The sequence below is a fragment of the Pseudoalteromonas sp. P1-11 genome (assembly GCF_001399995.1).
GTDB classification, from domain to species: Bacteria; Pseudomonadota; Gammaproteobacteria; order Enterobacterales; family Alteromonadaceae; genus Pseudoalteromonas; species Pseudoalteromonas atlantica.
On sequence record NZ_LJSP01000004.1, the window covers coordinates 161,688 to 186,418 of the forward strand.

Here is a 24,731-nt window from a genome sequence, read left to right on the forward strand (position 1 = left end):
CGCCACCTTTAAGCGCTAAAATACAATAAAGATAAATATGAAAATATTAGTCGTTGATGATATGCCACTTATGCGCCACGTATTAATTAACATGCTAAGGCAGCTTGATTACAAAAATGTTGTAGAGGCGACTGACGGCCAACAGGCGTTAAAAATACTGCGTCAGCAAAAGTTTGATTTAGTAATAACCGACCTACATATGCCTAAAGTAGACGGTGTAAACTTGCTTGATAATATACGCCACGACCAAGCCTTAGTCGATTTACCTGTTATTATGGTCACGTGCGAAGATAACGCTGATACAGTAAAACAAGTTATTAAAGCAAAAGTGTCGGGGTTTATTATTAAACCATTTAATATGAATGTGTTATCAGCGCAATTAAACCGTTTGTTTTTTAGAGATTAGCGAAACGCTTTTATGGCGTTTTATATCGTACCTATTATTTAATCCCTTGCGTTTTCTCCACCGCTTATTAGGCAGTTTACCTAGCTTCTGTAACGTTTTTATTTATTAACTGCTAAAATGCCTGCTTTGTATCAACGTAGGTATGTTAAGGAGTGTATGGCTAAGCCAAATAAAAAAGGGCCGACTAAAACAGTCGATATTTTTTGCTCTGCTTGCAAAGCGGCGCTGTTTAAATATAGAAAAGGTGGCAAAGGCGCTTTAGTAAAGTGTTTTATAGAGCGAATAACCCAAGATTACACAACTACACCGTGTATTTGCCCCCAATGCGAGCGCCCATTTGCGCGCCCAGCAATCATACGCGGTACACCAGCTTATAAAATAATTGGCGGTAAGGTTACCTTTAAATAACCCAATACGTTTAAAAATGTAATAACTACAAAAGCTTAGATTTGCTGCTTAGTAAGGCGGACAATTGACCTTGTACCAATAAACAAGCCTGATATACTCGCCCGGTTTTGCTGTTTCAATGATTGAAAAACACCCTCCCCAAGGATAGGGCCAGTTAGTTGGGTTTTTTAAGCAAAGGATAAACGTGTGATAGCACTGTTATTTGATATTGTAGGTATGGCGGGTACTTTCTTAGTTGTTGGTGCATTCTTTTTATTACAACTTAATAAAGCATCCCCAACGGGGTTATTGTACAACATAATGAATTTAACAGGGGCAATTTTGCTGTTAATCAGTTTGTGTTACAACTTTAACCTTGCAAGCTTTGTAATTGAGATTTTCTGGATTGCAGCTTCACTGATCGGCTTATACAAGTACGCTAAAAATAAGCCTCAATTAGCCACTAACTCGTAATTTTAGTACCGCTAATGATGTTTACTGTTGCGAGTTAGTACAGACTTGCAGCAGTTTATAAATAAATTAAGATTTATTGTATTTGTTAACACAAAGTTTCTGTTGTTAGCGCCCATAACCCGTTAAACTAGCGCCCTTAAATTTTATAGCTATTTTGTTGTGAGCTAGGGCATGTTCTCCTTTTCTAAAAAACTTCTTTTATCTTTTGTTGTACTGATAGTGCTATTGTCGGTCGTGTTTTGCTATGGCCGAACTCATTATTATAATCAGGCCGAGCAAAAAGCAGCCCAGCAAGCAACTCAGTTAAAGCATTATATTGATGCTGAGCTTGCGCGTTTTTCAAAAATTCCTCAGCTTCTTACCTATAACAATGAGGTTATTGATTTTTTAGGTGCGGCGCAAAATAACGAAAAAAAGATTAATAACTACTTAGCTGATATACAACAAGCCAGTGGTGCCTCAGATATTTATATTCTTGATGAACAAGGCGCTGTGATTGCAAGCAGTAACTGGCAGGCCGATCATAACTTTTTAGGCAGCGATCTGTCGTTTAGACCGTATTTTAAGCGCGCATTTGCAGGTGAAAAAGTAGCGTATTTTGCCCTAGGCATGCGTACAAAAGAGCGAGGCATCTATTTTTCACAAGCCATTTATAACAATAATCAAGCGGTAGGGGTCGTTGTTTTAAAAGTTAATGTGAACAAATTTGAAAGTGACCGTGAGCTTTTAAATACCGCCAAAGGTAGCCACTTTTATGTGCAGCTAGAAGATAGCGTAATTGCTATTTCAGATATGGAAAATTGGCGCCTGAATACGTTTTCTACACTCGATATTACTCATCGTCGAGACATCGCGCAACGTCGTGCGTATTTAGATTATCAACCTAAGCTGATTGCCCATTCAAATTACACATCACAAAGGTTACTGTTTAGCACAATTGATGAGCATAACTATTTATCGGTAGAGCAAAAATTACGCTTTTTGAACGCATCGGTTACCGTATTAGTAAATGTATCTAATGCTAATATTGCCCAATTACCGGCGTTATTTGGCTTTGTGGTAATTTATGCGCTTATTATTGCCCTAGGGTATGTTGTTTTAAGGCGCTTTGTTGGCGTTAAAAAGCTGGTTTATTCCCATCACAGTGTCAGTCAGGAAATTAGTGCACGTACCAATGCTTTTAAAGCACAGCAAGATGCCCTTGTACAATCAACTAAACTTGCAACAATTGGCCAGCTTAGCATGGGCTTTAACCACGAAATTAATCACCCGCTTAATACCATTAATACTTACTTAGCCAGTGCTAAGCGCTTGCTAGCTAGAGGAAAGTTTGAAGCCCTAAACGAAAATTTACAGTTTGTTGAAGCCTTAGTAGCAAGAGTGCATAAGATAGTTGCACAGCTAAATTATTTTTCTGATTCTGCAAAAACGATTATTAGCGAAGTGCCATTAAGTGAATCAATAGCCAAGGCACTTGAGATTAATAAAAACCAGCTAAAGCAGGACAATATAAGTGTTTTACCGCCTAAAATTGACAGCCAATTAAACGTGTTAGCAGATAAAGCGGCCCTTGAAGAAGTGTTAGTTAACTTAATATCGAATGCCAGCCAAGCAATGCAGGGGTGTATTACTCGCGAGCTGAGTATCAGTGCCAATTATCTAAATAATAGTGTGCAACTGTGTATTGAAGATACCGGTCCAGGCATAGAAGTGCACGATATAGAGACTATTTTTGAGCCTTTTTACAGTACTAAATCGGTTGATGGGCTAGGGCTTGGGTTGTGTATTTCTAAGCAAATTATTAGCGCGCTTAATGGCACGCTAAGCGCACAGAACCGCGAGCAAGGCGGCGCTAAATTTATTATTACGCTGCCTTGTGAGCCGCTAACGAGCTAAATAAAAGTAATTTAAGGGCTAAATTATTGAGCGAGTAGTGATTAATTGTGGCTATTTGTTCCTACAAAAACGGTAATTTTTAGATAGTTAGTGTTATTGCTCGAAAATCAGAACGGCGTTATAGTCGTAGCAAAATGATACACGAGTAGCACCTTTGGATACTGATAGCACACACACACCGTCACTCAGCGATACGTTTAATGAGCTGCAAAATAGCTTTTTAGCCCAGTCGTACCTCCCGATAGATAAGCGTATTGTATTATTAAAAACGTTGCACAAACGCATTGTTAGTAATGAACAAGCGCTTATCGATGCAGCATCAAAAGACTTTGGCTACAGAACCGCGTTCGATACGTTACTTGGCGATATTCTGCCAACGGTTCAGGGCTTAGCGCACATTATTAAAAAATTGCCAAAATGGGCAAAACCCAGTAAGCGCTCAACTAGCTTAAGTTTGTGGCCATCAAAAGTGAGTGTGACTTACCAGCCACTTGGTGTAGTTGGTGTGATTGCACCATGGAATTACCCCATACAATTGGCATTAGTGCCTGTTATTACCGCCATTGCTGCAGGTAATAGAGTTATGCTTAAGCTCAGCGAATTTACCCCGCATACTAATGCAGTCATCGAAAAAATATTTGCAGACGAGCTACAAGCGCATTGTAAAGTGGTGTTAGGGGCAAGCGATGTAGCGAGTGAGTTTTCTGCACTGCCATTTGCACATCTGCTGTTTACTGGCTCAACGTCAGTGGGCAAGCTGGTTATGAAAGCAGCCAGCGAAAATTTAACTCCTGTTACTTTAGAGCTTGGTGGTAAGTCACCGGTGATCATTACTGAGCAAGCTAATATTAAAAAAGCAGCGCAAACATTATTGTTTGGTAAAATGGCTAATGCGGGACAAATTTGTGTAGCCCCAGATTATGTATTTGTACCTAAGGCCCTTGAGCATCAGCTGGTGCAGCAATTGTGCGAGCTTTATAAAAAGCACTTTAAAGACGGGGTTGAAGGCAAAAACTTAACGTCAATTATTAGCGATGCGCATTACACTCGCTTAGAAGGGTATTTAACACAAGCACAGCAGTTAGGTGCGCAAGTTATTAAGCCGCTAGATCAAAACCAACAAGACAAACAAAAGCATAGAATGGGTTTGCATATTGTTACCGCACCTAGCGATGATATGACGCTAATGCAAGATGAGTTATTTGGCCCCATTTTGCCTATTAAAACCTACGAAAAGCTCGATGAGGCAATAAGCTACATAAAAGCGCATAATCACCCTTTAGCGCTATATATTTTAGGCCAAGATAAGCACGCTCAAGATTACATCATGGAGCAAACATTAAGCGGTACAGTTGCTGTAAACGATGCCTTAGTGCAGGTGACAGCAGACGATGTGCCATTTGGTGGCGTTGGGCATTCAGGAATGGGGCATTATCATGGTAAAGAAGGGTTTTTAACCTTTAGTCATGCAAAAAACACCTTGGTGTCTAGCTCGTTTAACCCGCGTACCGCGCTTTTACTCAAACAGAGCAACCTTATTATTAAGTTGCTTAAATTTTTATATATTAAGTAAATGGGTATAAAAAAGGGCAAATGCGAGATGCATTTGCCCTTGGGTAACGCGTTGATTTAGCTAGGCGCAAATTAAAATAAGCGACCTTCACCGGCGTACGTGCCTGCGAGTATTTTTTCGTAGATTTTGTCGGCTTTTTCTTTTGCTTCTTCTATTTCTTTAGGTAGCATTTTACGCTCATCTAGCTTACGGCTATGGCTTGCTTGCATGTTGCCGTTGTATTCTGCAATGGTGTTCCACACATACGACTTCTCTAAGTCTTTTGGCATGCCTAGGCCTTCAAAATACATGAGCGCCAGATTAAATTGCGCCAGTGAGTAGTTATTAGCAGCGGCTTTTTCGTACCACGTTCTGGCTTGTTTATAATCGCGCGTTACGCCCTCGCCATTTGCATACATAACACCTAAATTAAATTGTGCGGCGGGGAGGTTTTTTTTCGCTGCTTTTTCAAATAACGTAACCGCCATTTGCTTATCAAGCTTTACGCCTTTGCCTTCATCGTATAAAACCGCTAGCGCAAACATTGAGTCAGCGTGATTTTTTTTAACGCCTTCTTTATAAAGCTCTGCCGCTTTAAAGTAGTCGCGTGTAACACCATAGCCGCCCTCGTAAAGTTTACCTAGTTCGTAAATGCCAGGGGCAAAGCCTTTATCAGCTAAATATTCAAATTCTTTTAGTGCCGTCGCAAACTCGCCTTCGTTGGCAGCTCTTATACCGTCTTCAAGAGTTGCATGTGCAAATGGGCTTGAAAGCAAAACGCCAGTGAGTATTAATGCTTTTAAATTAAACTGTGACATAGCCATGTCTCCAATAGGTAATAGTTGCAATGTGTATGTATAAAAACCTGTTTTATTGCAACACTTTGTACTTACTATTTAATAGCCACGTATAAAATGGTGCAAGTGCTTGGGGTTAAGTGAAATACTAACGCTTTGGTGATTATATGCTCGTTTAACACTTAGCCAAGCTGTTGTGGTAATTATAGCTTAAATAAGCAATTATATTGCTAATAATGCGCTGTTTATAAGCGTAAGATACAGATATTACAGAAAATTTAAAGCAGTAAAAAAGCGCAAGCCAAGGCCTGCGCTTTTAATGTCATATTAACCGTCACTAATATGAGCAATGTAGCAAGTAGAGATGAACTTTTATGCTATTACTTGGGTCGAGTAAATAATAGCCATTAAGCAGTCACGCGCTTAAAACAAAATGTCAGCATCCATGCTGTATTTCTTCCTTGGGCACTGAGGTCGTTACACTTTGTTTATGCGGTTAATTATTATTTAGATTTGGCGGTGTGTCAACAGTAAATAATAATTATTATCAATTAAAATAAATTAACATCTTTGCGTATTATGTGAGAGTTTGAGAGAAAGCGTTAGTTGAGGATTTCATGTTTAAAATAAAAAATATAAAAGTTTCGCGCGTAGCCATTGCGCTCAGTCTGCTATTTTTGTGTAGTTGTTCGGCTTCGTTTACTTATAATAACTTAACGTGGCTTTCATCGTTTTGGGTAGATGACTACATTGACCTAAATAAGCAGCAAAACCAGCAACTCAAAAGTATTATTAACACAACCCAGCAGTGGCACCGCACCACGCAATTACCCGCCTACAAGCAAGATATACTAAATCTAAAAGGGTTATTTAATCAGCAGTTAGACTATCAGCAACTAAAGTCGCAAGTGGTATTGGCCAGAGCTCATTTTCAAAACATTCTTGAACACGCGCATATACCGCTCGCGCAGTTAGGGCTTACGCTCTCTTATGCGCAGCGCGAAGAGCTTATTGCTAATATCCAAACGCAAATTAACGAAGAATACGAAGAGTTTAATGAATTAACAGCGCAGGAGCGCAAAAGCGAGCGCCTAGAAAGACAGCTTGATTACTACAAACAATGGCTAGGAAAGTTAACCCCTGTGCAAACGCAGCTTATTACTCAAGCTAACAATGCTCATTATGACTCTTCATTGCTTTGGCATCAGTACAAGCAAACGCGTTTAAATGCAGCGCAGCAAGTGCTTTTAAATAAAGCGCTCAGTGAGGCTGAATTTGTAAAACAATTAAGCTATGTAATTACACAGCGAGAAGCGTATATGAGCGAAGAGCTATTAGCCAGTAATGATGCAAACTTAGCGCTCTATGTAAACCTACTTATTGAGCTAAATACCACATTGAGTGAGCAGCAACGCGAGAGTGTAAATGATGAGTTTGATGAGCTAATTAATACGCTCACCGATTTAATTGAAGATTAATGCTTATTTGAGCCAAGGCTCACATTAGCCAAAAAGCTAACGTATTGTTTGCTAATTAAGCATGTGTAACTTTTTATAATTTATACGCTTATTAAGGAAGTTAGGGCGTGGCGTACTGCGGTGGATGAATTTACAGCAGGGCGTTTGGTTTTTAGTCAGGGCAAAGCCTTTGAAGGCGATTTAATTGCACCTAGAGTGAAAAATTTCAATCCACATAGGTCACCTCGCCCTCGATAAATGCTAAGATAATATTTCATATTTAATAACGTCCTATCTGATCGATTTTAAAATATATCACGTACGCTTCTCACTTATTTGTTGCTTGATTATCCTCGTTATATCTAACAAATGAAGCAAAGCGACACAATGGTGATAATTAAAACGCGCGCATATTAAGGTTTGTAATGGCAGCAACTAATGGTTACTGATTTAAAAGGAATGCTCAATACGTGGTATCCGCTTCGTGATGAACAACAATGGGTGCTCGCAACCTTGTACCAAATTGAAGGGTCTAGCTATCGAAAATTGGGCGCGATGATGCTTATTTCGAGCCTTGGCCAGCGCTTAGGCATGCTTTCGGGTGGTTGTTTAGAGGCTGATATTCAGCGCCACGCCAAACAGGTTATGACCTCATTACATTCTAAAACTATTACCTACGATGCAACCGATGAAGACGACTTAACATTTCAGCTAGGAATTGGCTGTGGTGGTGTGGTGCATATTATTTTGCAAAGCGTTAATAGTGAAAACGAATACTTACAACTAGATAGCATGTTTAATGCGCTTAAAAATAAGCAATCGGGGCACTACACACAGCAAATTAAACCTTTGGTGGCAAAGGGGTCAGGCGTTTTTAAAACCGTGGCGCAGCAGCACAACTTATCTTTAAACCGCAAAGCAGCGCTTTTAGAGCAAGATAAAGTCCAATGTTTAGAAGTGGCTATTTACCCCAGCGCACATTTATTAATTGTCGGTGGTGGCGCTGATGCGATACCGGTATACGCGTTTGCTAAACAACTCGGGTGGACGGTAAGTGTATGGGATAGCCGAGCTGCAAATGCTAAAAGAGACTACTTTAAGCAGGCCGATAATATTTTGTGTTGCCCAGCTGCGCAGCTTAAACAATTTTGCGAACAGCACAAAGTGGATGCCGCTGTTTTAATGGCCCACAGTGTAGAGCTTGACTCACAGGCGTTAGCCGCACTTGAGCAAAGCCAACTAAAGTACATGGGGTTACTGGGGCCAGCACATCGCCGAGCGCAAGTGTTTGAACATGCAAATACAACGGTAAATAAGGTAGTAGCGCCTGTATTTGGTCCTGTTGGGCTTAATTTGGGCGGCGACTCGCCAGAGAGCATAGCTTTGTCGCTCATTAGCGAAATTCATGCGGTATTTGCTAATAAAGATGCTACATCGTTAAGTAATTGGGGCAACTAAGGTGCGCGTAGCAAAGGTTATTTTGGCCGCTGGGCAATCGTCGCGCTTTAACGGCTGTAAGCTTATAGCCGATGTAGGTAATAAACCAATGATTTGCCGCGCCGTAGATACCTTACAAGGTGATGACACATTACCCATATACGTTATTAGCGGTGCTTGGCATGCGCAAATTGAACACGCGTTACGTGGCTATAAAAATGTTGAAATACTGCATAACCCACACTGGCAAATAGGCTTAGGAAAATCCATTGCGCTGGCAACACACACTATAAGTAAGGCGCACTCATTAGAGGGGATTTTATTTATGCTGGCGGATCAGGTTGAGCTTAGTGCGGCACACATAAATACTTTAATTACTCATTTTAACAGCAACCCCTCGCGCTGGTGCGCTGATTATGGCGAACGCATTGGCGTACCTGCTGTATTTCCTGCCTCTGATTTTAAAACTCTAGCAGCGCTAAATTGCGATAAAGGCGCTCAACATTTACTGCGCGATACACAGGTTGACGTTAATACCATTTTACTTAAGCAGGCAAGCACAGATATCGACACTCAACAGCAATTAAAGCAGTTTATTAATAATAACAATAACCTAACTGTAAGCGAATAAACTAAAAAATATAGCCTAAACTTTAGGTTAAACGTTCAAAACGAGATTAAATTTTTAACAGTTATGTCAGCGCGCATTTTAAATGTGCGCTGCAATGTAAAGCGTAATAGTTTCAACGTACGGTGGTATAAAAAGTAACGTGTATGGGTCATGCGTTACTTTAATTTTATTTGGGCTTAATCAAGGGGCAAGCTATGGTGACGTTTACAGTTAATGGCAAAGAGGTTAAATCGCAAGCAAGTGCAGATACACCTTTGCTGTGGGTTATTCGCGATGAAATAGGGTTAAAAGGAACTAAGTTTGGTTGTGGTATTGCTATGTGCGGTGCATGTACGGTGCACCTAGACGGACAAGCAACGCGCTCGTGTGTATTACCCGTGGGCGCAGTGGCAGGAAAAAACATTACGACCATTGAAGGACTTAACAACGCGCATCCGCTGCAAAAAGCGTGGGTCGATGAGCAAGTGCCTCAGTGCGGTTACTGTCAATCTGGGCAAATTATGCAAGCTGCTACGTTATTAGCAGACAATCCAAATCCAACAGATCAAGAAATAGTAAATCATATGAATGGCAACTACTGCCGCTGTATGGCGTACAAGCGTATTAAATCGGCTATACAACGTGCAGCTGATGAATCGCAAAGTGCAGTACAAATGTTTAACCCCAAAGAGCTAGACGTGTAACTGGAGCCGACAATGAAAAAACTATTTCAAAAAAATACCGAAACCGTAGACTTAAACCGTCGCTCTTTTATGATTAGTACAGCAACTGCTGGCCTGGTTATGGCATTTGCTCCGGCTTTATTTTCAGGTGAACTTAGCGCCAAAGAGTCGATTGCACAACAATCGTTTTCACCCACAATTTGGTGGACTATGAACCAGCAAGGTGAAGTAGTCGTTAGTATTGCCAAAGCTGAAATGGGTCAACACGTAGGCACCGCCTTAGCGCGTATTGTGGCAGATGAGCTTGAGTGCGACTGGGATAAAGTATCAATCACGTATGTAGATACGCACGAAAAGTGGGGCTACATGGTTACAGGTGGCTCGTGGTCGGTGTTTCAAAGCTTTAAGCCGCTTTCACAAGCTGGCGCTGCGGGGCGTATAGCCCTTATAGATGCAGGGGCTAATATGCTTGGGGTTAAACCGGAGCAGTGCCACGCTAGTAAAGGGCGCATAATTTCTGGCGATAAATCGCTCAGTTATGCCGATATTGTTAAAAATGGTGAGTTTAACCGCACCTTTAGCAGTGAAGAAGTTGCAAAACTGCCGTTAAAGCCTGCCAATAAACGCCACTTAACGGGTTTAAAACAAGACTTTAAAGCGCTTGATATTCCGGCAAAAACAAATGGTACTGCCGTATACGGTATAGATGTAGAGCTTGAAGGCATGGTGTATGCGCGCCCTGTGATCCCACCAACACGCTATGGTAGTGAAGTGACACAGGTGGACGATAGCGCCGCAAAAGCAATAAAAGGCTATAAAGGGTTTGAGATTTTAAACGACCCGAGTAATACCGTACAAGGCTGGGTAGTGGTTTTAGCTGACAATTACCCCAGCGCTATTAAAGCGGTAGATGCGCTAAAAGTAACCTATAAAAAAGGGCAAACAGCTAATGTTACAGAGGCCGATATTCAATCCCTGGGCGAAAAATTATGTAACGATAGCAACGCTGGCACCTTATTTGTTAATGAAGGTGATACCGCTAAAATGCAGGCTGAGGCAACGCAGTCGCTTGAGTCACTGTACACCACAGCAACAGCAAGCCATTATCAATTAGAGCCGCTTAACGCGGTGGCAGAGTTTAAACAAGACAAGTGGATTATCCATACCGGTAATCAGTGGCAGTCTTTAACACTACCTGCATTGGCCAAGGCGTTAGAGGTTGAACAAAATAACGTTATCATTCGTCCTTATTATTTAGGCGGTGGATTTGGGCGTCGTTTATTTGGTGATTGGACTGTGCCTGCAGCATTAACAGCGAAAGCAATTGGCAAACCCGTAAAACTAGTATTTACGCGCGCAGACGATAGCTTATTTGATCAATCACGCTCTGCCTCTACAGCTAAATTAACAGCTTCGTTTAATGAAAATGGCAAGCTTAGTGCAATGGAACATGCTTTTGCAGCAGGCTGGCCAACAAAAGCAATGGCACCTGGCTTCTTATCACCAGGGGTTGATGGCAAAGGTAAGTTTGATGCATTTTCAGCCTCTGGAGCCGATCACTGGTACAGCATGGATAACCACCGTGCCCGCGCAATTAATAACGAATTAGCGCAAAGCACATTTACCCCTGGTTGGCTTCGCTCGGTAGGCCCTGGCTGGATAGCATGGAGCTTAGAGTCTTTTATCGACGAAATAGCGCACAAACAAGGGATTGATCCGGTTGAGTTTCGTTTATCAATGCTCGACGGCAAAGGTAAACAAGCAGGTAAAGCCCCTGAAAGCGTGGGCGGAGCGCTGCGCTTAAATGCGGTACTTAAAAAAGTGTCAGCGAAGGTCGCAAATGTTAAGCTGGGTGAAAATGAAGGCATTGGTTTTTCAGTAAGTTCAGGCCAAGAGCGTAATATGCCAGCGTGGATTGCCACAGCAGCCCATGTGCAAGTAAATAAAAGCGATGGCAAAATTACGCTTAAAAAGCTTTACGCCGTGGTAGATGCAGGTTTAATTGTTCACCCTGATGGTGCACTAGCCCAGCTTGAAGGTTCGTTACTGTGGGGCACAAGCCTTGCGTTACATGAATCAAATAATTACCAAAACGGACAAGTAGCAGCCACTAACTTTAACACTTACTTGCCACTTAGAATGCAAGATGTGCCCGATATGGACATAGAGTTTGTACAAAGTGATGAGTTTCCAATGGGCTTAGGTGAGCCTGGAGTAATTGGGGTTGCGCCAGCTATTGGAAATGCGGTATTTAATGCAGTTGGTGTACGGTTACGTAATTTACCCATGAAACCCAATGAGCTTAAAGCAGGTCTTTCGGCCTAGTTAAGTGCTAACAAAGCGCGTAAGGCACAGGCTTTACGCGCTTTGAACTTAGCGATGAATTATTAAAATGTTAAAGGCTTTTTTATGCTAGTCGACCCAGCAGGGCGAAAATTTAGTTATCTGCGTTTATCTATTACTGATGTATGTAATTTTAAGTGTGTGTATTGCTTGCCGGATGGTTATCAATGCGATCACGACCGAGACTTCCTTTCACTTAACGAAATTAGCAACACAGTAAACGCCTTTGCTCATCATGGCATATCAAAGTTACGCATTACTGGCGGTGAGCCAACCCTCAGAAAAGATTTTATAGATGTAATTCGTGCGGCAAAAGACACCCAAGGTATTACCAAAATAGCCGCCACTACAAATGGTTACTCAATGCATAAACATGTTAAAGATTGGGCACACGCAGGGCTCAATGCAATAAATGTTAGCATCGACAGCCTAGACCCACGTATGTTTAATACCATTACCGGCAATGATAAGTTTGCCACGGTTATGCAAGGCATAGACACGGCCCTAGAAAGCGGCTTAGATTCAGTAAAAATAAACAGCGTACTCATGAAGCAGTACAATGGTCGTGCCCTTGAACCTTTTTTAGCGTATTTAAAGCACAGACCCGTAACGATGCGTTTTATTGAGTTAATGCAAACAAACGACAATAAAGCATTTTTTGACGCTAACCATATATCGGGGCAATCCATAAAAGAGCAGTTGCTTCGCGCTGGTTGGCAACCCATTATACGCGATGTAACGGCGGGGCCTGCGCAAGAGTTTTTCCACCCTGATTATTTAGGCAAAATAGGGTTAATAATGCCTTACAGTAATGACTTTTGTGCTACCTGCAACAGGTTAAGAATTTCATCACTTGGGAAACTGCATTTATGTTTGTTTTCTGAGCAGGGTATATCACTTAGAGAATACATGAGTGATAACACTAATCAGGCATTAATTGATCAGTTAGCGCGTTATATAAAAACAAAAAAACCAACGCACTTATTGCACCAAGGTAACACCGGGGTCACTACAAACTTATCTATGTTAGGTGGGTAAAGGCGTAAATGTAGTGTAATTCGCTACTGAGTTTACTGTTTTCGCTACACAGTTTAATAAAATGACTGTTTTTACCTGTTTAGCTACTTGTTATATTTAATTTTAGCGTTACACTGAATTTTTTATTATTTTAAGTTTTTTGAATGGATATAGCAGCACTTAGTAGTACTAAATCATTAAGAAGAAACGTTCTGAAATGGATGTGCTTGTGTTTTGGTTTTGTCTCATTGTTTTTTGCTGCGTTTAATATTTTTTTAAATAACTTTGCGTTATTAGGCTATTTAGAAATAGCGCTCACTGTATTTTGTACCTACACCTACCACCGATTAAACACACACGCACTCGAAGTATGGCAATCTGTTGTTATGTGCATATTTGTCACCTTTGTTATTGTATTAGGTAATTATTTAGCAAAGCCAATAAATGGTTTGTATGTGTGGTCGTTTGCGTTACCTGTGTTGTATTACCTGTTGCTAGGTAAGCGTTATGGCATTGTATTATCGGCTTTGTTATTTGTACTCCAGGGAGCCATATTAGTAACCAAAGCATCGCAACTTCCTCTAACTACGCTTAACTTCAGTTTGAATCTTGCCTTTGTTTATATCAGCATTTGGGCCATTTCTCATGTATTTGAAGGCAGTCGTGCTTTATCGTCTAAACGGCTGAAAAATCTGGCCTTGTTAGACCCACTTACTGGGGCTGCAAACCGTTTATCAATGAACCATTACTTTGCAGTAGAGCTTAAAGATAAGTCGCAACTTTATTTGTTTTTACTCGACCTAGACTTTTTTAAACAGGTTAACGACACCCATGGCCACGCAGTAGGGGATAAAGTGCTGATTGAAGTCGCCACTTTATTGCGGGTTGTATTGGCAAAAGGGTATGTATTTAGAGTGGGCGGGGAAGAGTTTGCTTTACTACATTCTTTTGCGTCACAAAGTGATGCATTGGCAATGGCCGAAACCATAAGAGAAAAACTCAACAATTCGGCATTTGAGATTGATGGACTAAAAATAAATGTAACTGCCAGTATCGGAGTTGTTAAGTATCGCCAAGGCGACACGCTTGAAAAGTTTGTAATTAAAGCAGATAAACAACTGTATAAAGCAAAAGAATATGGCCGCAATAAAGTGTACTTTCAAGCAAATGCCAACTTAATTGAAAAGCCTCAAATAGCCTAAGTACGAGGCTAGTACATTTGCTCAAAATTTGGGATGTTGTTTTCCCAAATTGGTTTGTCTTTACCTAGGTACTCTCTTACGGCATCAAAAAATAAACGTGTTCTTACCGGTAAGTCTCTGTGTGGATACACCGCATACATATGGCTAAACTCTTTTAACTTAACATCCGTTAAAATGGGCACCAATTGACCTTGTGTAATTTCTTTATCGATAATAAATGCTGGCGCAACAAAGTAGGTAGTCCCTGAAATAGCTTTCATTAGCAGTACTTCAGCGTCGTTTGCTCTGTACACGCTTTTTATTTTTAGCTCGCACGGCTCACCTTTACTATCGTAGTAATCTATGGTTTCTACGCGCATAGCGTTACTTGCATAACTTGCAGCGGGTAATTGCACCAGCTCTTCTATGGTTTGTGGCATACCATAGGTTTTTATAAATTCAGGGGCGGCTACAATAAGCAGCCTGTTACGGGCAATTTTACGGGCAATTAATGAGGAGTCTTTAGGCTCACCAATTCTAAATGCTAAATCAAAACCTTCAGATACAATATCAACTAGCCTATCGTCGAGGCGCAGCTCTACTTCTACTTGTGGAAAACGTTTTTGAAAGTCGTTAAGCACAGGTTGTAAATAACGCCGACCAATTAATGTTGACGAGGTAACCTTTAACACACCGCGTGGCTCTAAGTGGTAGTTTTCGGCCATACGTACGGTTTCACCAAGTAGCTCTCTTAGCTCTGACGCTTTTTTAATCATTTCTGCGCCCGCCGCCGTTAACGAAAACGAACGGGTGGTGCGGTTTAATAACCTAACGCCTAGCTCGTCCTCTAATCGACTGATTTGTTTTGATATAACAGAACGGTCTATGTTTCTTATTTCTGCAGCTTTGGCAAAAGAGCCTTGTTCTACCACTTCAAGCAGCATTAAAAGCCGGCTTGTTGTATCCATTATGATCACCCAATAAATGCTATTGATGCCATTTTGGCATTAATGAATTTATAAATCTATGGTTTTTGTCCGCAAGTATAGTCCGTAATATGCCAACTAAATAAATAAAGGAGCGTCTTCATGAATAAACATTTAATTGCTGCTGCATTAGCTGCGGCAACTCTATCCTTAGCGGGCTGTGCCGATGAGAGCGCACCTAATGCGCAGCAACAACAATTACAACCTATCGATGTAGCACAAGTTTTAATTAAACCAGTACAAAGCTGGCACACCTACACCACGCGTTTAGAATCGCCGCAAGAAGTTGCGCTGATGCCGCGTGTATCTGGGGTGATTGATAGCATTGAATTTAAAGAAGGTGATGTTGTTAAGCAAGGCGATGTGTTGTTTCAACTTGACGAGCGCCCTTTTGCAGCGGTTGTAGCAAGCCTAGAAGCGCAAATACACAGCGCAGAAGCAGCACTTGAGCAAGCAAAAAGTGAAGACAAACGAGCAGTGCGCTTATTAGAGCGTAAAGCTATTTCAACAGAACAAGCACAGGCGCGTACCTCAACGCTTCGTCAGCGAGAAGCACAACTGGCAGCGCTGCAAGCACAGCTTACCTCTGCAAAGCTCGATTTAGAATTTACATCAGTGGTTTCGCCAATTGATGGTGTTATCTCACGCGCAAATATTACCAAAGGTAATAACGTATTAGCGGGCCAAAGTGTATTAACATCAATAGTTTCTAATAAAGCGATGTATGCCTACTTTGATGTTGATGAGCGTACTTGGAATAGCGCCTTTAACGATGTAACCGCGCAAAGCCGCCAAACAGTTGTTATGCAAAAAGTAGGGCAAAAAGAGTTTGCTTATCAAGGCTATATTAACTTTATTGATAACCAAATTAATTCAGCAACGGGTACTTTACGTGTACGTGCGGTATTTGAACAAGACAACAATCAACTACGTGCAGGTTCCTTTGCTCGCGTTAAATTGGCAGCAAACGAAGTGAGCGAAAAAGTAATTATTCCTGAGCGTGCTATTGGTACCGATTTAAAAAATCGCTTTGTATTAACCGTTGGCGAAAACAACGTGCTTGAATACAAATTAATAGAAGTAGGCGAGCGCTATGGTGCGTTACGTGCTGTAACTGCTGGCCTAAACGAAGGCGATATTATTGCGGTAAATGGCCCTGCGCGTGTAGGCCCAGGTATGCCAATTTCGCCAAATACAGTGACAATTGATACAAGCGGCGTGGCTTTTACACTGTCAAACGACAACGCGCAGCTAATGGCTAAGCAATAAGGTTTATTGATGAAATTTTCACACTTTTTTATTCAGCGACCAATTTTTGCAGCCATGCTGTCGTTGGTTATTTTAATTGCTGGTGGTATTTCACTGTTTCAACTTCCTGTAAGTGAATACCCAGAAGTTGTGCCACCTACTGTTGTGGTAACAGCAAATTACCCGGGTGCTAACCCAACCGTTATTGCGCAAACTGTGGCAACGCCGCTTGAGCAAGAAATTAACGGCACCGAAAACATGCTGTATATGTTTTCTCAAGGCACCAGCGATGGCCGTATGACACTTACGGTAACGTTTGCATTAGGCACCGACCTAGACCGTGCACAAGTACAAGTACAAAACCGTGTAAACAGTGCATTACCACGTTTGCCCGAAGAGGTGCAGCGCTTAGGTGTAGTAGCAGAAAAATCATCACCCGATTTAACCATGGTGGTGCATTTATACTCGCCTGAAAACAGCCACGACACAGCGTATTTATCTAACTATGCCGACATTCATATTAAAGATGAAATTGCCCGTTTACCGGGTGTAGGTGATATTCGTTTATTTGGTGGTGGTAAGTACTCTATGCGTGTGTGGTTGAACCCAGATGCATTAGCAGCGCGTGAGCTTACAGCCACCGATGTTGTGGCTGCTTTGCGCTCGCAAAATCAGCAAGTTGCAGCGGGTAGCTTAGGTGCACAGCCAATTTCTAACGACAGCCAATTTCAAATTTTGTTAAACGTAAAAGGGCGTTTAAACAGTGTTGAAGAGTTTGAAAAGGTCATTATTAAAGTGGGCGAACAGGGGCAATTAACGCGTTTGTCTGATGTAGCCCGTGTTGATTTAGGCCAAGATACCTATGCACTTCGTGCAGAGCTTGATAACCAACCAGCACTTGCAATGCCAGTGTTTCAGCGCCCGGGTTCAAATGCAATTGAGCTCTCTGATCAAGTACGCGAGACCATGGCTCGTTTATCACAAGATTTTCCGGCAGGGGTTGAGTACGACATTGTTTACGACCCCACTGTGTTTGTACGTGGTTCAATTGATGCGGTAATTGCTACATTACTAGAGGCAATAGTATTAGTTGTTATTGTTGTAATTGTATTTTTACAAACGTGGCGCGCGTCTATTATTCCATTGATTGCGGTGCCAATTTCGTTAATTGGTACGTTTGCTGTAATGCAATGGCTAGGCGTGTCTATTAATACACTTTCGCTGTTTGGCTTGGTGCTGGCAATTGGTATTGTAGTTGATGATGCGATAGTTGTTGTTGAAAACGTAGAGCGAAATATAGAACAAGGGCTTTCGCCTTTAGAGGCAACACGTGTTGCTATGAGCGAAGTAACCGGGCCAATTATTGCGATAGCGTTAGTGCTGTGTGCGGTATTTATTCCTACTGCATTTATTACCGGTTTATCGGGTCAGTTTTATAAGCAATTTGCACTAACAATTACTATTTCGACTGTTATTTCGGCGTTTAACTCCTTAACCCTGTCGCCTGCGCTATCGGCATTATTATTAAAGTCGCACGATGCAAAACCAGATGCATTCACGCGTTTACTTAATAAACTGTTTGGTGCGTGGTTATTTAAACCGTTTAACCGCGTGTTTGACCGTGGTGCTAAAGGCTACGAAAAGCTGGTACAAAAGCTTATACGTATGAGCGTTATTGTTATGGTGGCCTATGTTGCGCTGGTGGGCGGTACAATTAAATTGTTTGATACCGTACCCGGTGGCTTTATTCCACAGCAAGATAAGCAATATTTAGTTGCGATTGCGCAATTGCCAGATGCAGCCAGTTTAGACCGTACCGAAGATGTGCTCTCGCAAATGCAAAAAATAGCATTAGAAGTACCAGGCGTTGCACACACCGTGGCGTTTCCAGGCTTATCGGTAAACGGTTTTACTAACAGCCCAAATAGCGGCATTGTATTTACGCCACTTGAGAGCTTTGATAAACGTACCGACCCTAGTCAATCAGCGATGGCAATTGCCGCGCAGTTAAATCAGCGTTTTGCAGCTATTGATGAAGCGTTTGTGGCTGTATTTCCGCCGCCACCAATTCAAGGCTTAGGCACAACAGGTGGCTTTAAGCTGCAAATTGAAGATAGAGCAAATAAAGGCTTTGATGCACTATTTAATAGTTTGCAAACCATTATTGGTAAGGCGCAGCAAGACCCCGCGTTAATGGGCTTATATTCAAGTTTCCGTATTCAAGTACCACAAATGGATATTGACATAGACCGCGAGCAAGCGCTTATTCAAGGTATTCCTCTTGATGAAGTATTTGACGCATTGCAAATATACCTAGGCTCTGTGTATGTGAATGACTTTAATATGTTTGGTCGTACTTATCAGGTTAATGCGCAAGCTGATGCTGATTTTCGCCTTGACCCTGAGCAAATCCTTAACCTAAAAGTACGTAACAGTGCAGGAAATATGGTGCCGCTTGGCTCGGTACTTACAGTTACACCAACCATAGGGCCTGACCGTGTAATGCATTACAACGGTTACCCAAGTGCAGAACTAAACGGTAGCCCAGCCCCCGGTTATAGCTCTGATCAGGCACAAACTGCTATTGAAACAATATTAGCCGACAACCTGCCAACAGGTATTGAGTACGAGTGGACAGAAGTAACGTACCAACAAGTACTTGCAGGTAACACCATGGTTTATGTATTCCCATTAGTTGTGTTGCTTGTATTTATGGTGCTTGCTGCGCAGTACGAAAGTTTACGTTTGCCACTGGCCATAATATTAATTGTACCTATGACTATTTTCTCAGCACTATTAGGTGTGTGGTTTGTAGGCTCAGACAATAATATATTTACTCAAATTGCATTAATTGTACTGGTGGCACTTGCCTCTAAAAACGCCATATTAATGGTAGAATTTGCCCGCGACCAACACGGCGGTGGGTTAACGCACTTTGAGGCAATATTAGCGGCGTGTCGTATGCGTTTACGCCCAATATTAATGACCTCAATTGCCTTTACTGCAGGGGTTGTACCTTTGGTACTTGCAACCGGTGCAGGCGCCGAAATGCGCCACGCAATGGGTAACGCGGTGTTTGCAGGCATGATAGGGGTAACGGTGTTTGGCTTATTATTTACACCTGTGTTTTATATGTTAGTTGTGAAAAAGCAGCAAAAAGCAAAGGGGTTATCGCATGACTAATTTAATCGCTAAACCTATCAAAACGCGCTTAACGTTAAGTGCTGTGTTAGTGGCTGCTTTTTTATCTGGTTGCGCTAGCAAAATAGATACACAAAGCGAGCAAAACGCTATTAACGATTTTGTAGCTCAAGCAAATATTGCCAGCAATGTTGCCATTGCAGATGAAACAAATTGGTGGCACAAGTTAGAGTCAAAGCAGCTTAATGCTTTGGTTAATAGCGCACTTACCAATAACTACAATTTGCAAACCAGCCAATTAACGCTCAAAAGTACCCTTGCCCGACTTGGTGAGCAAAAAGCGCAATATTTACCCCAAGGCGGGGTAAATATTGGCGCAGCACGAAGCGATGCACCGAGTGTGTTTGACCGTCAATCGAGTGCTAACATAGCGCTTGATTGGCAGTTAGATTTATTTGGCCGTATTACTGCTTTGGTTGATGCTGCAAATGCATCGGCCATGAGCCAAGCAGAGCAAGTACGTTCACTGCAAATTGAAGTGGTATCGTCTGTTGTTAAAGGGTTTGTAAGCTATCAAGGTAATGTTGAAAAACAACACATTATAGCCATGCAAATTAACGCATTAGAGCAAAGCATTGAGGTACTACAAGCACGTGTAGATGAAGGCGTTGCCAACGAGCTTGACCTAAACCGTACTATGGCACAGCTTAGGCAGCAAGAAGCCCTAATGCCCGCTATTGAGTATGCTAAATACAGCGACTTATCAACTTTAGCTGTGCTTACAGGTAAGCTTGCGCAAGACATTGCGATAGACAATGAGCAAAACTTGCTTGAGCAAAGCTTTAGCGTTGCGCTTAAAAATGCCAATAGCGCCATTGCCCTGCGCCCTGATATAAGCCGTGCATTGTATGATTTTAGCCAAGCTAACAGCTTAAGTGTGGCGGCAAGTAAAGCCTTACTACCTGATATTAGCTTATCAGCCTTTGCAGGCGTAGTAAGCATAGATAGCACGGGCTTAAAAAATACTGATCGGCAATGGCAAGTAGCCCCCCAATTGCAATGGTCAATATTAAGTTACCCCGCACTCCTTGCCCAGCGCGACGCACAGCAGTTTTTAAGTGAAGCTGCCTACAGCGACTATCAGCAAATAGTATTAAATGCGGTGACTCAAAGTGAACTTTCATTGCAAATGTTGGTCAATCAACAACAGCAAGAGCGTTATGCTAAACAGCGCTATGGCTTTGCAAATAAAGCATTTTTACAAGCACAGGCGATGTACGAAGAAGGCCAAATACCGTACTTAGAGTTGTTAGATGCACGCCAGGATGTTTTAATGGCACAAGAAAACGCTGTTGACACAACTATTGCTACATTGCTTGCTAAAGTGAATGCTTATCAGGCATTTAACGGCCAATGGAGCTATGCACTGAGCAGTACAAAATAGGTAGAGTTAATTGAATGAGCAATACTGAATTATCACATCAAGGCAGCACCTTACAAACAATGCGCGCTATTGTTTTATCACAACCAGATGAGCAAATACGCTTGCAAGATGTTGAGGTTGATATACTCGAGTGCGCCGACAACGAATTGTTGGTAAAGCTTGAGTATGTAGGCCTTAATCCTGCTGATGCCTATTTTGCTAAAACGGGCTTTTGTAAGTGGCAATACCCTCATATTTTAGGCCTAGACGCCGTTGGTGTGGTAGTTAAAGCTAACAAAGGTGTGTTTCCTGGGGTTGGCGAACGAGTAATGTGGCATGCCAATATTGGCGAGCAAGGGGTACTGAGTGAATACACCACGGTGCCTAACTTTGCTGTATCGGTTGTGCCCGATGGGCTGTGCCCTGCAAAGGCTGCTACGTTACCGTGCGCTGGTATGGCCGCCCTTATTAGCTTAGATAAAATTGCCATTACTGAGGGCGACCAAATCCTAATCGAAGGTGGCTCTGGTGCGGTAGGGCAGTTTGCCATTCAATATGCTAAACAACGCGGTGCCGATGTATTTACCACCGCTTCAAAGCGTAATCACAAGCTGGTAAAGCAGCTAGGTGCCGATGTGGTATTTGATTATAACGACAAAAAGTTACGCGACAAAATTCGCCGCGAGCTTGGCCCACAAGGGTTTGATGCGGTAATTGATACTATGGGCGGTGAATCAACGCTTAGAAATATTGAATTAATGCGTTTTTGCGGGCGTATCGCGTGTTTAAACTCGCTGCCTCATTTTGATCAGGATTTAATGTACCACCGAGCGCCTAATATTAGTGTGGTGTCTATTGGTGGTGCGTGGCTTGCCAATAGTTTATGTGCACAGCAACGCTTAAGTTTTATGGGTAATTTATTGCTTGAAGGCGCGCTATCTGGCGATATTAAAACACCGGCAATCACTGCGGTTGACTTTACTGCTGACTCAGTCAGTGCTGCCTTAAATAACCAAATAGCGGGTGGCTTTACAGGCAAACACGTTGTGCAAATAAGTAGTTAACGTTGCCCACCTTATTTTAAAAACGCAGCCCAAGTGGCTGCGTTTTTTTATGCCTAAAAAATAGCTTTTTATGAGTATAGGGATTAATTGTTGCCAAATAGAGATATTTCAGCGCACAAGTGTAAGCCTTTTACTTTCAACAGTTTACGTCACCGTAAAGAAAATAAATTGAAAAAACTGTTAATTAATTGAATAGAGTAATTGATCTAAACTGATTTTTATGACGTAATGTAGGTATTATTTATCTGGTCGGATGAGTTCAATCATGAGTTTACGTACAAAATTAAAAAAAGTATTACCAAGTATTTCAATCACTGAACAAGAAGCGCTAGACGCGGGTGATGTGTGGCTAGAAGGGTCTATCTATCAAGGTAAGCCAGATTTTAGCGCACTACGCGATGTGCCGGCTGCCACGCTAAGTGCAGACGAGCAAGCATTCTTAGATGGCCCAGTACAAGAGCTACTAGGCATGATTGACGATTCAGTTATTCAAAACGGTATTCACTTACCAGATGACATATTAGAATTTTTGAAAAAAGAGCGTTTCTTCTCGCTTATCATTCCTAAATCGTTTGGCGGTTTAGAGTTTAGCCCTTATGCAAACTCAACTATTGTGGCAACCATTGCGACAAAAAGCTCTGCAGTAGCGGTAACTGTTATGGTTCCTAACTCTTTAGGCCCAGGTGAGTTATTACTGCACTTTGGTACACAAGAGCAGCAAGCGCATTACTTACCGCGTTTAGCAAACGGCAGAGACATTCCATGTTTTGCATTAACAAGCCCAGAGGCAGGCTCTGATGCAGGTGGCATTCCAGATATTGGTACTGTCACCAAAGGCATGTACAACGGCGAAGAAGTACTTGGCCTCGAGATCACATGGGATAAGCGTTACATCACACTAGCACCAATCGCTACGGTACTTGGTTTAGCCTTTAAAGTAGTTGATCCAGAAGGTTTACTAGGCGGCAAAGAAAACTTAGGTATTACCTGTGCGCTTATTCCTAAAGATCACCCAGGTGTAGAGCTTGGCAACCGCCATGACCCAATGGGTATTCGTTTTTATAACGGTACTACACGTGGTAACAAAGTATTTGTACCAATGGACTTTATTATTGGCGGCCAGAAAAACATCGGTCGTGGTTGGCAAATGTTGGTTAGCTGTTTAGGTGCAGGGCGTGGTATTTCATTACCTGCACTAGGTGTAAGTACTTCGCAAGTAGCATTTAAATCAGCATCTGAATACGCAGCAGTGCGTGAGCAGTTTGGTTTAGCAATTGGTCAATTTGAAGGTATTCAAGAAAAACTAGCAGACATTGCAGGTAAAACATACCTTCAAGAAGCAATGCGCGTGCTGACAACTGAAGGCCTAGGCATGGGCTTAAAACCATCGGTTGTTACAGCAATAGCTAAATACCACATGACCGAGCTTGGCCGCGACGTATTAGATTCTGCAATGGATATTCAAGCGGGTAAAGCGATTCAAAATGGTCCACAAAATACCCTTGCAAGCGGTTACGTAGCACAGCCTATTGCAATTACAGTAGAAGGCGCGAACATTCTTACACGTAACCTGATGATTTTTGGTCAAGGTGTTATGCGTTGTCACCCTTATTTACAATCTATGGTTGAATCAATCCATAGTGAAGATAAAGGTGCAGATAAAGAGTTTAACGGCATTTTGCGTAAAACAATTGGTTACAGCACAGCAAATAGCTTACGAGCGTTCCGTTTAGGTGTTTTACCATTTACTGCAAGTGCAAACTCTGCATTACCAGAAGTACGTGAATACGAAAAAGCCGTGCATAAACTATCTGCAAAATTAGCAGTGTATGCCGACTTCTCGTTACTTGTACTTGGCGGTAAGTTAAAGCAGGCTGAAATGCTATCAGCACGTTTAGGCGATGTAATGAGCTTTTTATACGCGGCAATGGCATCAATTAAGTATTACGAGCAAAAAGTAGCAAGCAGCGAGCGCGAGCAAGCAGCGCCGTACTTCCACTACGCGACACGTTTTGCACTGCAAAGCGCTGAAGAAGCACTGCATAAGTTTTTAGATAACTTCCCTGCAAGTGGTACTCGTAAGTTTATTCGTTTTGTAACAATGAACTACTCAACTAAAATGCCAAAAATTAGCGACGACTTAATTCGTGAATTAGCAAAACAAGCACAGCTTGATACCGCATTTAAAGCGCAAATTACGCATTTAGTTAAGCCTGTAGAAGGTGACGGTCATCACATTAACGAGCAAGCTTATAAAGCTAAAATGGCGTCACTTGTTGAACTGGCTAAAGTTAAAAAAGCGCTGCGCGCTAAAACGATTAAACCAGGTACACGTTTTGCCATTACGCTAGATAACGCATTAGCGGCAAATGTAATTACTGCGGATGAACATGCGCAACTAATTGATTACAACAAAAAGCGTGAAAAAGCGATTCGCGTTGATGAGTTCGACTTTGACATGAACTTATTAGATGACAACGCACAACCAGTTAACCCACTTAAAAGTGTAGTTAATCAATAAAATTCAATGATGCAAAGCGCCCGCTGTATCGGCGCTTTTATTCTTGATTAAAAAATTAGTGTGGAGCCTCGTTTGTTTAAAACCAAGCGGGGCTTTTTTATGTGTGTA

19 protein-coding genes are annotated in these 24,731 nt (G+C 41.9%); 17 read left to right on the forward strand and 2 right to left on the reverse strand.

Features of this window, described 5'->3' with window-relative positions; all coding sequences use genetic code 11:
• The first annotated feature begins 37 nt into the window (after positions 1-37).
• The 5 genes from AN390_RS08915 (at position 38) to AN390_RS08935 (ending at position 4,736) form a co-directional block, all read left to right on the forward strand.
• Positions 38-406, forward strand: coding sequence for a response regulator (locus AN390_RS08915; RefSeq protein WP_024031358.1), 369 nt, complete (start codon positions 38-40; stop codon positions 404-406).
• Positions 407-562: 156 nt separating this feature from the next.
• Positions 563-814 (forward strand): hypothetical protein, encoded by a 252-nt coding sequence (locus AN390_RS08920; protein WP_004588717.1) that lies wholly within the window; start codon positions 563-565, stop codon positions 812-814.
• A 186-nt stretch (positions 815-1,000) separates the two neighbouring features.
• Positions 1,001-1,267: a CBU_0592 family membrane protein gene (locus tag AN390_RS08925; protein ID WP_004588716.1), complete on the forward strand. Its 267-nt coding sequence runs from the start codon at positions 1,001-1,003 to the stop codon at positions 1,265-1,267.
• A 171-nt stretch (positions 1,268-1,438) separates the two neighbouring features.
• Positions 1,439-3,163, forward strand: coding sequence for an ATP-binding protein (locus tag AN390_RS08930; protein WP_055253982.1), 1,725 nt, complete (start codon positions 1,439-1,441; stop codon positions 3,161-3,163).
• A gap of 154 nt (positions 3,164-3,317) precedes the next feature.
• A complete protein-coding gene (locus tag AN390_RS08935; protein WP_055253983.1) occupies positions 3,318-4,736 on the forward strand; it encodes a coniferyl aldehyde dehydrogenase in 1,419 nt (472 codons plus the stop codon).
• Between the two features lie 71 nt (positions 4,737-4,807).
• On the opposite strand, the gene AN390_RS08940 is transcribed toward AN390_RS08935, so the two are convergent.
• Positions 4,808-5,533: a tetratricopeptide repeat protein gene (locus AN390_RS08940; RefSeq protein ID WP_024032214.1), complete on the reverse strand. Its 726-nt coding sequence runs from the start codon at positions 5,531-5,533 to the stop codon at positions 4,808-4,810.
• Between the two features lie 596 nt (positions 5,534-6,129).
• Between AN390_RS08940 and AN390_RS08945 the strand changes: the two genes are divergently transcribed.
• The 7 genes from AN390_RS08945 to AN390_RS08975 all read left to right on the forward strand — a co-directional run bounded on the left by AN390_RS08945 (position 6,130) and on the right by AN390_RS08975 (position 14,261).
• The gene (locus tag AN390_RS08945; RefSeq protein ID WP_055253985.1) at positions 6,130-6,990 is read left to right on the forward strand and encodes a DUF6279 family lipoprotein; all 861 of its coding nucleotides are present in this window, start codon (positions 6,130-6,132) and stop codon (positions 6,988-6,990) included.
• 417 nt (positions 6,991-7,407) lie between these two features.
• Positions 7,408-8,427: an XdhC family protein gene (locus AN390_RS08950; RefSeq protein ID WP_055253987.1), complete on the forward strand. Its 1,020-nt coding sequence runs from the start codon at positions 7,408-7,410 to the stop codon at positions 8,425-8,427.
• Between the two features lies 1 nt (position 8,428).
• On the forward strand, positions 8,429-9,037 hold the full coding sequence (locus AN390_RS08955; protein ID WP_055253989.1) for a nucleotidyltransferase family protein: 609 nt from the start codon (positions 8,429-8,431) through the stop codon (positions 9,035-9,037).
• Between the two features lie 194 nt (positions 9,038-9,231).
• Positions 9,232-9,720: a (2Fe-2S)-binding protein gene (locus AN390_RS08960; RefSeq protein WP_029771953.1), complete on the forward strand. Its 489-nt coding sequence runs from the start codon at positions 9,232-9,234 to the stop codon at positions 9,718-9,720.
• A 12-nt stretch (positions 9,721-9,732) separates the two neighbouring features.
• Positions 9,733-12,024, forward strand: coding sequence for a xanthine dehydrogenase family protein molybdopterin-binding subunit (locus AN390_RS08965; RefSeq protein ID WP_055253991.1), 2,292 nt, complete (start codon positions 9,733-9,735; stop codon positions 12,022-12,024).
• An 84-nt stretch (positions 12,025-12,108) separates the two neighbouring features.
• Entirely contained in the window at positions 12,109-13,080 is a 972-nt protein-coding gene (moaA, locus tag AN390_RS08970) for a GTP 3',8-cyclase MoaA (protein ID WP_055253993.1), read from the forward strand.
• A 143-nt stretch (positions 13,081-13,223) separates the two neighbouring features.
• On the forward strand, positions 13,224-14,261 hold the full coding sequence (locus tag AN390_RS08975) for a GGDEF domain-containing protein (RefSeq protein ID WP_055253995.1): 1,038 nt from the start codon (positions 13,224-13,226) through the stop codon (positions 14,259-14,261).
• 8 nt (positions 14,262-14,269) lie between these two features.
• Here the strand turns inward: AN390_RS08975 and AN390_RS08980 are convergent, their stop codons facing one another.
• On the reverse strand, positions 14,270-15,208 hold the full coding sequence (locus AN390_RS08980) for a LysR family transcriptional regulator (protein WP_004588705.1): 939 nt from the start codon (positions 15,206-15,208) through the stop codon (positions 14,270-14,272).
• 120 nt (positions 15,209-15,328) lie between these two features.
• Between AN390_RS08980 and AN390_RS08985 the strand changes: the two genes are divergently transcribed.
• The 5 genes from AN390_RS08985 to AN390_RS09005 all read left to right on the forward strand — a co-directional run bounded on the left by AN390_RS08985 (position 15,329) and on the right by AN390_RS09005 (position 24,623).
• Positions 15,329-16,495 carry an efflux RND transporter periplasmic adaptor subunit gene (locus AN390_RS08985; protein ID WP_024032205.1) on the forward strand — a complete coding sequence of 389 codons (1,167 nt, stop codon included), beginning with the start codon at positions 15,329-15,331 and terminating at the stop codon, positions 16,493-16,495.
• 9 nt (positions 16,496-16,504) lie between these two features.
• The gene (locus AN390_RS08990) at positions 16,505-19,657 is read left to right on the forward strand and encodes an efflux RND transporter permease subunit (RefSeq protein WP_055253997.1); all 3,153 of its coding nucleotides are present in this window, start codon (positions 16,505-16,507) and stop codon (positions 19,655-19,657) included.
• The gene (locus AN390_RS08995) at positions 19,650-21,059 is read left to right on the forward strand and encodes a TolC family protein (protein ID WP_055253999.1); all 1,410 of its coding nucleotides are present in this window, start codon (positions 19,650-19,652) and stop codon (positions 21,057-21,059) included. The genes AN390_RS08990 and AN390_RS08995 overlap by 8 nt, the downstream gene beginning before the upstream one ends.
• Before the next feature lie 14 nt (positions 21,060-21,073).
• Positions 21,074-22,102, forward strand: coding sequence for a zinc-binding dehydrogenase (locus tag AN390_RS09000; protein WP_055254001.1), 1,029 nt, complete (start codon positions 21,074-21,076; stop codon positions 22,100-22,102).
• Between the two features lie 265 nt (positions 22,103-22,367).
• A complete protein-coding gene (locus AN390_RS09005; protein ID WP_004588700.1) occupies positions 22,368-24,623 on the forward strand; it encodes an acyl-CoA dehydrogenase in 2,256 nt (751 codons plus the stop codon).
• Positions 24,624-24,731: the final 108 nt, after the last annotated feature.